Source organism: Pseudomonas sp. SG20052, assembly GCF_031766055.1.
Taxonomy (GTDB): domain Bacteria; phylum Pseudomonadota; class Gammaproteobacteria; order Pseudomonadales; family Pseudomonadaceae; genus Aquipseudomonas; species Aquipseudomonas mandelii.
Map to the genome: position 1 here is coordinate 5,796,598 of NZ_CP134498.1, position 13,455 is coordinate 5,810,052.

Sequence of the window (13,455 nt, forward strand, 5' to 3'; positions counted from 1 at the left end):
CACCGATTTCTTTTAGCCTTGCGAGATATCCCTATGACTCATCGTATTGTCATCGTTGGCGGCGGCGCCGGCGGTCTGGAGTTGGCTACCCGTCTGGGTAAGACTCTGGGCAAACGTGGCACGGCCAGTGTGATGCTGGTCGACGCGAACCTGACCCACATCTGGAAGCCGTTGTTGCACGAAGTGGCGGCCGGGTCGCTGAACTCTTCCGAAGACGAACTCAACTATGTTGCCCAGGCGAAATGGAACCACTTCGAGTTCCAGCTGGGGCGCATGAGTGGCCTCGACCGCGAGCAGAAGAAAATCCAGCTGGCCGCCACTTACGACGAAGCCGGCCTGGAACTGGTACCGGCGCGTGAAGTGGCTTACGACTCGCTGGTGATTGCCGTCGGCAGTACCACCAACGATTTCGGCACGCAGGGCGCGGCGCAGCATTGCCTGTTTCTCGATACCCGCAAACAGGCCGAGCGTTTCCACCAGCAACTGCTCAATCACTACCTGCGCGCCCATGCCGGGCAGACCGACAAGGTCGAGCAGATCAGCGTCGCCATCGTTGGCGCGGGTGCCACCGGTGTCGAACTGGCAGCAGAACTGCACAACGCCGCCCACGAGCTGGCGGCCTATGGCCTGGACCGGATCAAACCGGAAAACATGCACATCACCCTGATCGAAGCCGGCCCCCGAGTGCTGCCAGCCCTGCCGGAACGCATCGGCGGGCCTGTGCATAAAACCCTGGAGAAACTCGGGGTCAATGTGATGACCAACGCCGCCGTCAGCGAAGTGACCGCTGATAGCTTGATCACCGCCGATGGCAACGTGATCAACGCCAGCCTGAAAGTCTGGGCCGCCGGCATTCGTGCGCCGGGTTTCCTCAAGGACATAGATGGCCTGGAAACCAACCGCATCAACCAGCTGCAAGTGCTGCCAACCCTGCAAACCACCCGCGACGAAAACATCTTCGCCTTCGGTGACTGCGCGGCCTGCCCGCAACCGGGCACCGATCGCAACGTACCGCCGCGCGCCCAGGCTGCGCACCAGCAAGCTTCGTTGCTGGCCAAATCGCTGAAACTGCGGATCGAAGGCAAGGCGTTGCCGGAGTACAAATACACCGACTACGGCTCGCTGATCTCACTGTCGCGTTTTTCGGCTGTGGGTAACTTGATGGGCAACCTGACCGGAAGCGTGATGCTCGAAGGCTGGCTGGCGCGGATGTTTTACGTGTCGCTGTATCGCATGCACCAGATGGCGCTGTATGGCGCGTTTCGTACGGCGATGTTGATGCTCGGCAGCAAGATTGGGCGCGGGACTGAGCCGCGACTCAAACTGCATTAACATCTTCAGCGTCCATTAGGGCCTCTTCGCGGGCACGCTTCGCTCCTACAAGTTCACCACCGATCTGTAGGAGCTAGGCTTGCCCGCGAATGAGGCACCTCGGTCCACTTGTGTGTCCCACTGTATCTCCCCCCTCGATTCCTCCCCTTCGCTTACAAACTCCCCCTTGCGCGACACAGTAGCGATACACCCCGCCCTTTAAATGGCCACATCCGAGCAAGGCAACTCGCCCGCTACGGTTATCGCCGCACTCACGTGGCGTCCTTTATCGAACGGTTGTGTCGTGCAACCCAGGAGTATTGAAATGTCCCGTACTACCAAAAACACTATTGGCCTGCTCGGCGCTGTTCTGGCCGGCGGCATGATGTTGTCCGGTTCCGTATTCGCTGCGCAGCCGTTGACCCAAGGCTATTTGCTGGCCTCGGCCGAACAGGTGGTGAAAACCCCTGAAGGCAAATGTGGCGAAGGCAAGTGTGGCGATGCGTCGATGGCGAAGACCGATACCGATGGCGATGGCAAGGTCTCCCGCGCCGAATTCCAGAAAGTCGCGCCGAAGTCCAATTTCGACAAGATCGACACCAACCATGACGGCTTCATCGACGAGCAAGAGGCTTACGACAACGTAAAAGCCAACTTCGAAGCCAATGGCAAGAAAATGCCAAAAGGTCTGTTCGAACATTTGAAAGACCAAGACGGCGCCTAAGCCTTCAGGAATCAAACCGCGTTTTTCCTTCGAGAAACGCGGTTTTTTTTCGGCTGGCGATTTACACCTGGAAGCGCTGCCCTGGAGTTATACGATAACTGAAGTGTTGTTTTTTGCAGACAAAAAAAATCCCCGTATCTTTCGATACGAGGATTTTTAATATGGTCGGGGTAAGGGGATTCGAACTCCTGACATCCTGCTCCCAAAGCAGGCGCGCTACCGGACTGCGCTATACCCCGGTAAAAAAAAGGCACCTTTTAAAGGCGCCTTCTGCGAACAGAGCTTTTGGCGTCTGATCTTAAGATCTGATCCCAGCGTTAACTGGTTTCAAAAATGGTGGGTCGTGTGGGATTCGAACCTACGACCAATTGGTTAAAAGCCAACTGCTCTACCAACTGAGCTAACGACCCAAAAATGGTCGGGGTAAGGGGATTCGAACTCCTGACATCCTGCTCCCAAAGCAGGCGCGCTACCGGACTGCGCTATACCCCGGTTTGAAATTGGCTCCGTGACCAGGACTCGAACCTGGGACCCAATGATTAACAGTCATTTGCTCTACCGACTGAGCTATCACGGAACTACATATTTCAATTACAACGTTTGACGCTTTGTTGCACTCTCTTCGACCCGTTCGCATCGCTGCGTTCGTGTGTCTGAGGCGCGCTATTCTACAATCTTAAGCACCTCTGTCAACCCCTTAAATTGCATTCAAGTTAATGATTTGCAACTTATTTCAGATTTCTGCTTGGGGAGCAGAAACCCTTACGGGCGACTTACTGCGGGGCGCACTTTACAAGCCTTTTCCTTTCAGTTCAACAACCTGACGAAAAAAAGGCCTCGCAATGCGAGGCCTTGTTTATTTCACCGCCGTGACGGGTCAGGCAAATACGATCTCGTCGTTCTCCACCTTGCCGACAGCCGTGTCGCCAGGCATGAATCGACCGGACAGAATCAGCTGTGCCAGCGGGTTCTCGATCCAGCGCTGAATCGCTCGTTTGAGCGGTCGTGCGCCGTACACCGGGTCGTAACCCACCGCGATCAGCTTGTCCATGGCCTCTGGACTCAGCTCCAGTTTCAACTCGCGCTCAGTCAGGCGACTGCGCAGACGACCCAACTGGATCTCGGTAATGCCCGCGATCTGATCCCGCGCCAACGGCTCGAAGATCACCACTTCGTCGACCCGGTTGATGAACTCCGGCCGGAAGTGCGTGGAAATCGCATCCATCACCGCCGCGCGTTGCGCCTCCCGATCACCGACCAGTTCCTGAATCTGCACCGAGCCCAGGTTGGAGGTCATGACGATCACGGTGTTTTTGAAATCTACCGTGCGGCCATGGCTGTCGGTCAAGCGGCCATCTTCCAGCACTTGCAGCAAGATGTTGAACACATCCGGGTGGGCCTTCTCGACCTCGTCCAGGAGGATCACCGAGTAAGGCTTGCGACGCACCGCCTCAGTCAGGTAACCGCCCTCTTCATAGCCCACGTAGCCCGGTGGCGCACCGATCAGCCGGGCCACGGAATGTTTCTCCATGAACTCGGACATGTCGATCCGCACCATCGCCTCTTCCGTATCAAAGAGGAACTCGGCCAGCGCCTTGCACAGCTCGGTTTTACCGACACCGGTCGGGCCGAGGAACATGAACGAACCGCTCGGACGATTCGGGTCGGACAACCCGGCCCGGGAACGCCGCACCGCGTTGGAAACGGCGATCACCGCTTCGTCCTGACCAATCACACGCTGGTGCAACAGGCTTTCCATCTTCATCAGCTTGTCGCGCTCGCCTTCGAGCATTTTCGACACCGGAATGCCGGTCCACTTCGAGACGACTTCAGCGATTTCTTCTTCAGTCACCTTGCTGCGAAGCAACTGGTTTTCGCTTTTGCCATGCTGGTCGACCATTTGCAGGCTGCGCTCCAGGTCCGGGATCACCCCGTATTGCAGCTCGGCCATGCGGTTCAGATCACCTTTACGGCGCGCGGCTTCCAGTTCCTGACGGGACTGTTCGATTTTCTGCTGGATCTGCGCAGAACCCTGTACCTCGGCTTTTTCCGAGTTCCAGATTTCTTCGAGGTCCGAATACTCACGTTCGAGTCGAACGATTTCTTCCTGCAACTTCTCCAGACGTTTCTTCGCCGCGTCGTCGCTTTCTTTCTTCAGCGCCTGGGATTCCACCTTCAGCTGAATCAGACGGCGCTCCAGACGGTCGAGGACCTCCGGCTTGGAGTCGATCTCCATGCGGATACGGCTGGCCGCTTCGTCGATCAGGTCGATGGCCTTGTCCGGCAATTGACGGTCGGTGATGTAGCGATGACTGAGCTTGGCCGCGGCAATGATGGCACCGTCGGTGATCGCGACTTTGTGGTGAACCTCATAACGCTCTTTGAGGCCCCGCAGAATCGCGATGGTGTCCTCTTCGCTCGGCTCGTCCACCAGGACTTTCTGGAAGCGCCGTTCGAGTGCCGCATCCTTCTCTATATATTGGCGGTACTCGTTCAGCGTGGTCGCACCAACGCAATGCAATTCGCCGCGTGCCAACGCAGGCTTGAGCATGTTGCCCGCGTCCATCGAGCCTTCGCCCTTACCGGCGCCAACCATGGTGTGCAGTTCGTCGATGAACAGAATGATCTGCCCTTCCTGCTTCGACAGCTCGTTGAGCAGCGATTTCAGGCGTTCTTCGAACTCGCCGCGGTACTTGGCACCGGCAATCAGCGACCCCATGTCCAGGGACAGCAGGCGCTTGCCCTTCAGACCATCCGGCACTTCACCGTTGATGATGCGCTGAGCCAGGCCTTCGGCAATGGCGGTTTTACCCACGCCAGGCTCACCGATCAGCACCGGGTTGTTCTTGGTGCGACGTTGCAGGACCTGGATCGTCCGGCGAATTTCGTCGTCACGGCCGATCACCGGGTCGAGCTTGCCTTCTTCGGCACGCTTGGTCAGGTCGACGGTGTATTTATCCAGCGCCTGGCGCGACTCTTCGTGATTGGCGTCATTGACCGCTTCGCCACCACGCAGGTTAGTGATCGCGTTTTCGAGGGCTTTTTTGCTGACGCCCTGACCGAGCAGCAATTTGCCGAGCTTGCTGTTCTCGTCCATCGCGGCGAGCAACACCAGTTCACTGGAAATGAACTGATCGCCCTTCTGCTGGGCCAGGCGATCGGCCTGGTTAAGCAGGCGCGCCAGATCCTGCGACATGTTCACGTCGCCGGTCGGGTTCTGGATTTTCGGGAGCTGGTCGAGCTCTTTGGTCAGCTCTTTACGCAAGCTGTTGACGTCAAAACCGACCTGCATCAGCAGGGGCTTGATCGAACCACCCTGCTGTTCAAGCATGGCCTGCATCAAGTGCGCCGGCTCGATGCCGGGATGGTCAAGGCCGACGGCCAGCGATTGGGCGTCGGATAGAGCTAACTGCAATTTGCTGGTTAAACGATCTATGCGCATGGGTCACCTTCCTTTTGAGCAGGCCGGACCTATAAAACATCCTGAATGAAGAAACCTGCCAGATACCTCATTAGATGTGGTCGATTCTGGGAGATTCAAGCGTCTTGGAATTGATGTAGATCAGAGAAGTCTAGCGTTCGTACCCCAGACAGGGCACTACAGCCAGATAAGAGAGGCAAACCGACCCGTGCGTGGATTGCGGCGGTAAGAAAAGAAGCGAGGATCGGTCACGGTGCAGAAACCGCCACCATAAACAGCGGTGACACCGCGCACAGCAAGGCGCAAACGCGCCAGTTCGTAGATGTCGGCCATGAACTTGCCAGCGTTTTGGCTGGGCACAAAGGCTTTGGCCGCTTCGGGCAGTTGCTGGACGAAGGTCTCGCGCACTTCCGGGCCGACTTCAAAGGCTTGCGGGCCAATGGCCGGGCCCAGCCAGACCAGCACGTCTTCTGGAGGCACCGCCAGGCTGTCGAGCGTCGCTTCGAGCACACCTGCCGCCAATCCACGCCAACCGGCATGGGCCGCCGCGACGCGAGTACCGGCACGGTCACAAAATAGCGCTGGCAGGCAATCGGCGGTCATTGCCGCGCAGGCAATGCCGGGGGTTGTCGTCCAACTGGCATCAGCGGTTGCCGTGATATTGGGGTCGGCATGGGCCACGGCAATGCCGTGAACCTGCTTTAACCAGGCCGGCTGAATAGAGAAATGATCGGTGAGGCGTCGGCGATTTTCGGCAACCGCTTCCGGGTTGTCGCCGACGTGATCGCCAAGGTTGAGGCTGTCGAACGGCGCCAGACTGACGCCGCCCGCACGGGTGGTAACGCAGGCTTTCACCCCGGCAGGCGCAGGCCAGTCGGGAATCAGCCAGTCACTCATCCGATGAACGCCTCGCGGTCTTGCTTGAGCAGCGTCAGCAACCAGACGAAATCATCCGGCAATGGCGATTCCCAGCTCATGCGTTTACCGGTGGTCGGGTGATCCAGCTCCAGGAACCGCGCATGCAGTGCCTGACGCGGGAACGCCTTCAACGATTCGACCATGGTCACACTGGCGGCCGGTGGAATGCGGAAGCGACCGCCGTAGGCAGGATCTCCGACCAACGGGTAGTTGATGTGGGCCATGTGCACGCGAATCTGGTGTGTACGACCGGTTTCCAGCTTCACCCGCACGTGCGTGTGAGAGCGGAAACGCTCAAGTACGCGGTAATGGCTGACGGCTTGCTTGCCCCCTTCCATCACGGCCATGCGCTGGCGTTGCTGGCCGTGACGACCAATCGGCGCATTGATCTTGCCGCCGGCCGTCACCACACCGATCACGATGCATTCATAGATCCGGCTTACGCTGCGGCTCTGCAATTGCGTGACAAGCTGTGTCTGCGCCTGAATGGTCTTGGCCACCACCATCAGACCGGTGGTGTCCTTGTCCAGGCGATGCACGATACCGGCGCGGGGCACATTGATAATGTCCGGCACGTGGTGCAGCAAGGCGTTGAGCAAGGTGCCATCCGCGTGACCGGCGGCAGGATGCACCACCAGGCCCGCAGGTTTGTTGATCACCAGGATGTCATCGTCTTCATAGACGATGTCCAGCTCGATGTCTTGAGCGATCCATTCGCCCTGAGCTTCCTGCTCGGCAGTCAGTTCAAGAATGGCGCCACCATGAACGATGTCTCGCGGGCGGATAACCGCCCCATCCACAGTCAGGCGGCCGTCTTTGATCCAGGCGGAAAGGCGCGAGCGCGAGTGCTCAGCGAATAATTGTGCGGCGACTTGATCGAGGCGTTGGCCGCCCAATTCGGACGGCACCTCTGCGCGAAGTTCAATTTTATCGGACATGCTCAGACTAGGCGTCGGCACAGCCTTTGGTTTCGGCTGCGCGCTTGTGGTTAAATACGGCGTCTTTTGCCCCGAGGCTATTCAACGGGGCGCTCATCATAACAGGACGGCCCCGCCCAAGACAGCGGCCGTCATAGGGACGCAAGCCGCCATGCAAGTGAAACACCTGCTGCTGATCGCCATCCTCGCATTGACCGCTGCTTGCTCATCGAAGGAAGTCGTAGACGAAAACCTTAGCGAAGTCGAGCTGTACCAGCAGGCTCAGACCGACCTGGACAACAATAGCTACACTGCCGCCACAGCCAAGCTGAAGGCGCTGGAGTCGCGTTATCCGTTCGGGCGCTACGCCGATCAGGCTCAACTCGAGCTGATCTACGCCAACTACAAGAACGCCGAGCCTGAGGCTGCGAAGTCTGCTGCCGAGCGTTTCATTCGTTTGCACCCACAGCATCCGAGCGTGGATTACGCGTATTACCTCAAAGGCCTGACCTCCTTCGACCAGGACGTCGGCCTGTTGTCGCGCTTCCTGCCGCTGGACATGACCAAGCGTGACCCGGGTGCGGCCCGCGACTCGTACAACGAGTTCGCCCAGCTGACCAGCCGTTTCCCGAACAGCCGCTACTCGCCGGACGCCAAGCAGCGCATGATCTACCTGCGCAACCTGCTGGCGGCCTACGAGATTCACGTTGCCGACTACTACCTGACCCGTCAGGCCTATGTCGCCGCTGCGAACCGTGGCCGTTACGTAGTGGAAAACTTCCAGGAAACCCCTTCGGTCGGTGACGGCCTGGCGGTGATGACTGAAGCCTACCAGCGTCTGCACCTGGACGACCTGGCAGCCACCAGCCTTGAAACCCTGAAGCTCAACTACCCGAACCACCCAAGCCTGGTAGACGGTCAGTTCAAGCCTTCGGTCGACGAAGCCGACAACCGTTCGTGGCTGAGCAAGGCCACCTTGGGCCTGATCGAATCCCGTCCTCCTCTGCCGCCGGGCGAAACCCGCGCCAACCAGGACGTGCAGAAGCAGTTCCAGGATGCCAAGGACGCGATTCCGAACGATCTGAAGCCTAAAGATGCAGATGGCGACGTGATCGAAGAAGAGGAACACGAGTCCGAAGCCAACAGCGAAGACCGCTCGTGGTTCAGCTACATGACCTTCGGCGTGTTCGACTGACACATCGGGTTATGCAAAAAGGGAGACTCTTGAGTCTCCCTTTTTTATTGCGCTGTGCGCAGGTCAGGTCCTTGGCTAAACTGCCTGCTCATTAGCCAATAAAGCAGCTCACCATGCTTCGTTTACTGTTCTGGATCGCCCTGATTGCCGCTGCGGTATGGTTCTGGCGCAAGTTCAAGGCTTCGAATTCCGCGCCCAGGTCCTCCGCCGAGCTGGATGCCGCACCGATGGTCCGCTGCGCGCATTGCGGCGTACACCTGCCCCGCGATCGCGCGCTGAGCCTTCAACAACAGTGGTATTGCAGCCAGGCTCACCTAGAGCAAGGCCCGGGCCCAAGTGGTCGCTGAGACGTCCACTCCCGGCGGCAAACAGGCACAGCGACTGCTGCGTCTTTACCATCTCTACCGTTTAAGCGTCGGCATCACCCTCGTACTGTTGATTTCCAGCAACATGGACAACCAGCTGCTGGCCTTCGCCCAGGATGACCTGCTGCGCAGTGGCAGTTGGTTGTACCTGGTGCTGAACATCCTGCTGGTGGTCTTTTGGCAGAACACCCGACGGCCGGCACAGCTTTTCAGCCTTGCATTGGTCGATGTCCTGCTGCTGTGCGGTCTGTTCTATGCCGCGGGCGGTGTGGCCAGCGCCATCGGCAACCTGCTCATTGTCTCGGTGGCCATCAGCAACACCTTGTTGCGCGGGCGTATCGGCTTGTTGATCGCGGCGGTCGCCGCCCTTGGCATCGTCGGCCTTGGCTTCCTCCTGAGTTTCAGTCACCCGATCAGTCCCGGCGAGTACCTGCAAGTCGGCACTCTCGGCGCGCTGTGTTTTGCCGCGGCGTTGCTCGTGCAAGGTCTGATCAGGCGACTGGAAGTCAGCGAAAACCTCGCCGAACAGCGAGCCAGTGAAGTGCTTGGCCTGGAAGCGCTCAATGCGCTGATCCTGCACCGCATGCGCACGGGTATTCTGGTGCTGGACGACCAGCGGCGGGTGCGACTGGCCAATCAAAGCGCCTTGACCTTACTGGGGCAGAACGACCTCGATGGTCTGTTGATCGACGACTATTCGCCGGCCTTGGTCGAACGCCTTCAGCTGTGGTTCAACAATCCATCGCTGCGACCGCAAAGCCTGAAAATCGCCAGCAGTGGCATAGAACTGCAACCCAGCTTCATTGCGTTGGACCAAAGCCCGAACCACCACACCCTGGTATTTCTGGAGGACCTCGCCCAGATCGCTCAACAAGCGCAGCAACTGAAGCTCGCCGCACTCGGGCGCCTGACGGCGGGTATCGCCCATGAAATCCGCAATCCACTGGGCGCCGTTAGTCATGCCGCGCAGCTATTGCAGGAATCCGAGGAACTGAACGGCGCGGATCGGCGTCTGACGCAGATTATTCAAGACCACTCTCAGCGAATGAATCGGGTTATCGAAAACGTCCTGCAACTGTCCCGCCGCCAGCAAACCGTACCGCAACGGCTCGATTTGAAGCCGTGGCTGGAGCATTTCGTCGCCGAAACCCGTGAAGGCGCGACCGATCGCCAGTTGATTCACCTGCACATCGGTCCGGGCGACTTCAAAACCCTGATGGACCCGAATCAGCTGACTCAGATTCTCGACAATCTGTTGCGCAATGCCTGGCGCCATAGCGCCCTGAATCACGACCTGGCGCAGGCCTGGCTCGAGTTGTTTGTCGAGCCCGACAGCCAGTTGCCGACGCTCGAAGTCCGGGACAACGGCCCCGGCGTGGCGCCGGACCAACAAACGCATTTGTTCGAACCGTTCTTCACCACCAGTAGCCAGGGCACAGGCCTGGGGCTTTATCTGTCCCGTGAGCTGTGCGAAAGCAACCAGGCCCGCCTAGACTTCAAACCACGCCAAGGCGGCGGCTGCTTTCGCATCACTTTTGCTCACGGACGGAAACAAAGTTGAACATGAGCCCACGGCCAAAAGTCCTGATCGTCGACGACGAACCGGATATCCGCGAACTACTGGAAATCACCCTGGGACGGATGAAACTCGATACCTACAGTGCCCGCAACCTTGGCGAAGCCCAGGCCTTGTTGATGCGCGAGACATTCGACCTGTGCCTGACCGACATGCGCCTGCCCGACGGCACCGGCCTTGAGTTGGTGCAGTACATCCAGCAACGTTACCCACACGTGCCGGTGGCGATGATCACCGCTTACGGCAGCCTCGAAACAGCGATCAACGCCCTCAAGGCAGGGGCTTTCGACTTCCTGACCAAGCCGGTTGACCTGACGCGCCTGCGCGAACTGGTCACCAGCGCCCTGCGCTTGCCGGCACCGGGTGGCGCCAGTACCGCCATCGATCGCCGGTTGCTGGGCGATTCACTGCCCATGCGCAACCTGCGCAAACAAATCGACAAACTCGCACGCAGTCAGGCCCCGGTGTACATCAGCGGCGAATCCGGCAGTGGCAAGGAATTGGTCGCCCGACTGATCCACGAGCAGGGCCCGCGGGCTAATCAACCGTTCGTCCCGGTCAATTGCGGGGCAATTCCGTCAGAGTTGATGGAGAGTGAATTCTTCGGCCATCGCAAAGGCAGTTTCAGCGGCGCCATCGAAGACAAACCAGGGCTGTTCCAGGCCGCCCACGGCGGCACACTGTTTCTCGACGAAGTGGCCGATCTGCCCTTGGCGATGCAGGTCAAACTGCTCCGAGCCATTCAGGAGAAAGCCATTCGCAGTGTCGGCGGTCAGCAAGAAATGGTGGTTGATGTCCGCATCCTTTGTGCCACCCACAAAGACCTCGATGCCGAAGTCACCGCCGAACGCTTTCGCCAGGATTTGTACTACCGGTTGAACGTGATCGAACTGCGCGTCCCCCCTTTGCGCGAGCGCCGCGACGACATCGAACCGCTGGCCAGCCATGTGCTCAAGCGCCTGGCGGCCGGCAGCGGTCAACCCGCCGCAAAACTCCATCCACTCGCCCTGGATGCGCTGAAAAGTTACCGTTTTCCGGGCAACGTACGGGAGCTGGAGAACGTGCTGGAGCGGGCTTACACCCTGTGCGAGGACAAACAGATTGAAGCCAGCGACCTGCGACTGGCCGAAGGTAACTGCACGGCAGAGAGCGGCGTGCCGGACCTGACGCAAATCGACAACCTGGAAGATTATCTGGAAAACGTCGAACGCAAACTCATCCTCCAGGCACTGGAGGAAACCCGCTGGAACCGCACGGCGGCGGCTCAGCGGTTGAATCTTTCATTCAGATCGATGCGATATCGGCTCAAGAAATTGGGTCTGGATTGAGGGCTCCTTCGCGGGCAAGCCTCGCTCCTACAGGGAGTGTGTCGTTCGCAAGTGTATTGAACGACTCAAACCTGTAGGAGCGAGGCTTGCCCGCGAAAGCGATCTGGCAGGCGATAAAGAATCTTGCTGTCAGATCCGCCCGGTCGGCGCATACGGCGCAGGATCAATAATCGGCGCCCTGCCCAACATCACATCCGCAAACAACTGACACGACGCCGGCGCCAGTACCAGCCCGTTACGGTAATGCCCGCAGTTGAGCCAAAGTCCATCGAACCCCGGCACTCGGCCAATGTAGGGAATACCCTCCGGCGAACCCGGGCGCAATCCAGCCCAATGCCCCACCACTTCGGCCTCTGCCAGCGCAGGAATCAACTCTACCGCTGATGCCTTCAGACTCTCCAGCGCCGAGTCGGTCGCCGTCTTGTCGTAGCCTTCATGCTCCAGCGTACTGCCTATCAGAATGTGTCCGTCGCGCCGGGGAATCGCATAACGCCCCTTGGCCAGCACCATGCTCGGCAGGAAGTCCGCTGCGCACTTGTACAGAATCATCTGCCCTTTGACCGGCTCGACCGGCAACTCAAGGTCCAGACTCTTGAGCAAGTCACCACTCCAGGCGCCAGCCGTCAGGACCACCTGATCACCGTGTATGGGGCCCACCGAAGTCTGCACGCCGACAACCCTGTCGCCTTCGCGAATAAACCCGCTGACTTCGCACTGCTCACGAATCGTCACGTTCGGCAGCGCCAACAATGCAGCCTTCAGGGACTTTACCAGCCGTGGATTACGCACGTTGGCCACATCAGCCATATAGATCGCCCGGGAAAACCCGGGGCCCAGCACTGGTACGGCATCGTGTGCCGCCGAGATATCCACAGCCCGCAACGGACGGTTTTCCCGCTCGGCCCAGGCCAACGCCTCGGCCTCGTCATCCAGATCCAGCCAGTACAGGCCGGTGGTATGCACTTCGGGATCAACCCCGGTTGCGGCGAACAGTCGCTCACCGAGCTGCGGATAAAAATCCTGGGACCAATGCGCCAGCGCGGTGACTGCCGGACTGTAGCGCCATGGATAGAGCGGCGAAACAATCCCGCCACCGGCCCATGACGATTCCTGCCCCACGCTCGAACGATCCAGCAACACAACACTTTGCACTTCGGATGCGAGATTGAACGCCGTCAGCAGCCCTATCACGCCGCCGCCGACAATCACCACTTGCTGTTGCCTGCTCATGTTCTGATCCAACCGGTAAATAGACAGAGGGCGCAAAAAAGGCGCCCGAAAAGGGAACTCAGCGACCCCAGCAATCTTTGGTCACCAACCCGGACGTCGCATTGACCATGCTTCTGACGCCGGTGTTGGTGAGGGTGAAATCCCCGCACTTGTCGGTCGCCATTGCAGCGCCGGTCTTGCGCGTTGCTGTCAGCAAAAAGGTTTGATCGGTCAGGGTCGGGGTGATGGTGTAAAAATCGTTGCCGGCGCTCAGTCCGGTGGCAGCGGTATAGACATTGTTCTTCGAGTAGAACCGCTCAAGGATCTGTGCCTGCTCGGAGAGCAGCCCCGCCACTTCGGTGCGGCGGCCCTTTTTCACGTACTCGGTGAGGCTCGGGGCACCAATGGTGATGACGATCCCGATGATCGCAATCACGATCATGATTTCGATCAGGGTGAAACCTCGGTTGGATCTACGCATTCCTTCACTC

Annotated in this window: 11 protein-coding genes and 4 tRNA genes; 6 read left to right on the forward strand and 9 right to left on the reverse strand. The window is 58.9% G+C overall.

What is annotated here, in order from left to right:
- Positions 1–33 precede the first annotated feature (33 nt).
- A complete protein-coding gene (locus RHP74_RS26645; protein ID WP_010467566.1) occupies positions 34–1,332 on the forward strand; it encodes an NAD(P)/FAD-dependent oxidoreductase in 1,299 nt (432 codons plus the stop codon).
- Positions 1,333–1,636: 304 nt separating this feature from the next.
- Complete coding sequence (locus RHP74_RS26650; RefSeq protein WP_010467563.1) at positions 1,637–2,035, forward strand: hypothetical protein; 399 nt, start codon at positions 1,637–1,639, stop codon at positions 2,033–2,035.
- Between the two features lie 162 nt (positions 2,036–2,197).
- Here RHP74_RS26650 and RHP74_RS26655 read toward each other — a convergent pair.
- The 7 genes from RHP74_RS26655 to rluD all read right to left on the reverse strand — a co-directional run bounded on the left by RHP74_RS26655 (position 2,198) and on the right by rluD (position 7,312).
- A tRNA-Pro gene (locus tag RHP74_RS26655) sits at positions 2,198–2,274 on the reverse strand.
- 95 nt (positions 2,275–2,369) lie between these two features.
- Positions 2,370–2,445 (reverse strand) — tRNA-Lys (locus RHP74_RS26660).
- A gap of 5 nt (positions 2,446–2,450) precedes the next feature.
- Positions 2,451–2,527, reverse strand: a tRNA-Pro gene (locus tag RHP74_RS26665).
- A gap of 9 nt (positions 2,528–2,536) precedes the next feature.
- Positions 2,537–2,612, reverse strand: a tRNA-Asn gene (locus RHP74_RS26670).
- Positions 2,613–2,912: 300 nt separating this feature from the next.
- On the reverse strand, positions 2,913–5,477 hold the full coding sequence (clpB, locus tag RHP74_RS26675; protein WP_010467561.1) for an ATP-dependent chaperone ClpB: 2,565 nt from the start codon (positions 5,475–5,477) through the stop codon (positions 2,913–2,915).
- A 156-nt stretch (positions 5,478–5,633) separates the two neighbouring features.
- On the reverse strand, positions 5,634–6,353 hold the full coding sequence (pgeF, locus tag RHP74_RS26680; RefSeq protein ID WP_077749385.1) for a peptidoglycan editing factor PgeF: 720 nt from the start codon (positions 6,351–6,353) through the stop codon (positions 5,634–5,636).
- Entirely contained in the window at positions 6,350–7,312 is a 963-nt protein-coding gene (gene rluD / locus RHP74_RS26685; protein WP_007942311.1) for a 23S rRNA pseudouridine(1911/1915/1917) synthase RluD, read from the reverse strand. The genes pgeF and rluD overlap by 4 nt, the downstream gene beginning before the upstream one ends.
- 151 nt (positions 7,313–7,463) lie before the next feature.
- On the opposite strand from rluD, the gene RHP74_RS26690 reads away from it, so the two are divergent.
- The 4 genes from RHP74_RS26690 (at position 7,464) to RHP74_RS26705 (ending at position 11,755) form a co-directional block, all read left to right on the forward strand.
- Positions 7,464–8,486 (forward strand): outer membrane protein assembly factor BamD, encoded by a 1,023-nt coding sequence (locus RHP74_RS26690; protein ID WP_311096687.1) that lies wholly within the window; start codon positions 7,464–7,466, stop codon positions 8,484–8,486.
- Positions 8,487–8,599: 113 nt separating this feature from the next.
- The gene (locus RHP74_RS26695) at positions 8,600–8,833 is read left to right on the forward strand and encodes a PP0621 family protein (RefSeq protein WP_010467554.1); all 234 of its coding nucleotides are present in this window, start codon (positions 8,600–8,602) and stop codon (positions 8,831–8,833) included.
- Positions 8,823–10,412, forward strand: coding sequence for an ATP-binding protein (locus RHP74_RS26700; protein WP_311096688.1), 1,590 nt, complete (start codon positions 8,823–8,825; stop codon positions 10,410–10,412). The genes RHP74_RS26695 and RHP74_RS26700 overlap by 11 nt, the downstream gene beginning before the upstream one ends.
- A 2-nt stretch (positions 10,413–10,414) precedes the next feature.
- The gene (locus RHP74_RS26705; protein WP_010467552.1) at positions 10,415–11,755 is read left to right on the forward strand and encodes a sigma-54 dependent transcriptional regulator; all 1,341 of its coding nucleotides are present in this window, start codon (positions 10,415–10,417) and stop codon (positions 11,753–11,755) included.
- Between the two features lie 129 nt (positions 11,756–11,884).
- Here RHP74_RS26705 and thiO read toward each other — a convergent pair whose 3' ends face one another.
- Both thiO and RHP74_RS26715 read right to left on the reverse strand, forming a co-directional pair.
- Positions 11,885–12,985: a glycine oxidase ThiO gene (thiO, locus tag RHP74_RS26710; RefSeq protein WP_311096689.1), complete on the reverse strand. Its 1,101-nt coding sequence runs from the start codon at positions 12,983–12,985 to the stop codon at positions 11,885–11,887.
- A gap of 58 nt (positions 12,986–13,043) precedes the next feature.
- Positions 13,044–13,445, reverse strand: a complete 402-nt coding sequence (locus RHP74_RS26715) for a type IV pilin protein (protein ID WP_083375726.1) — start codon at positions 13,443–13,445, stop codon at positions 13,044–13,046.
- Between the last annotated feature and the right edge of the window lie 10 nt (positions 13,446–13,455).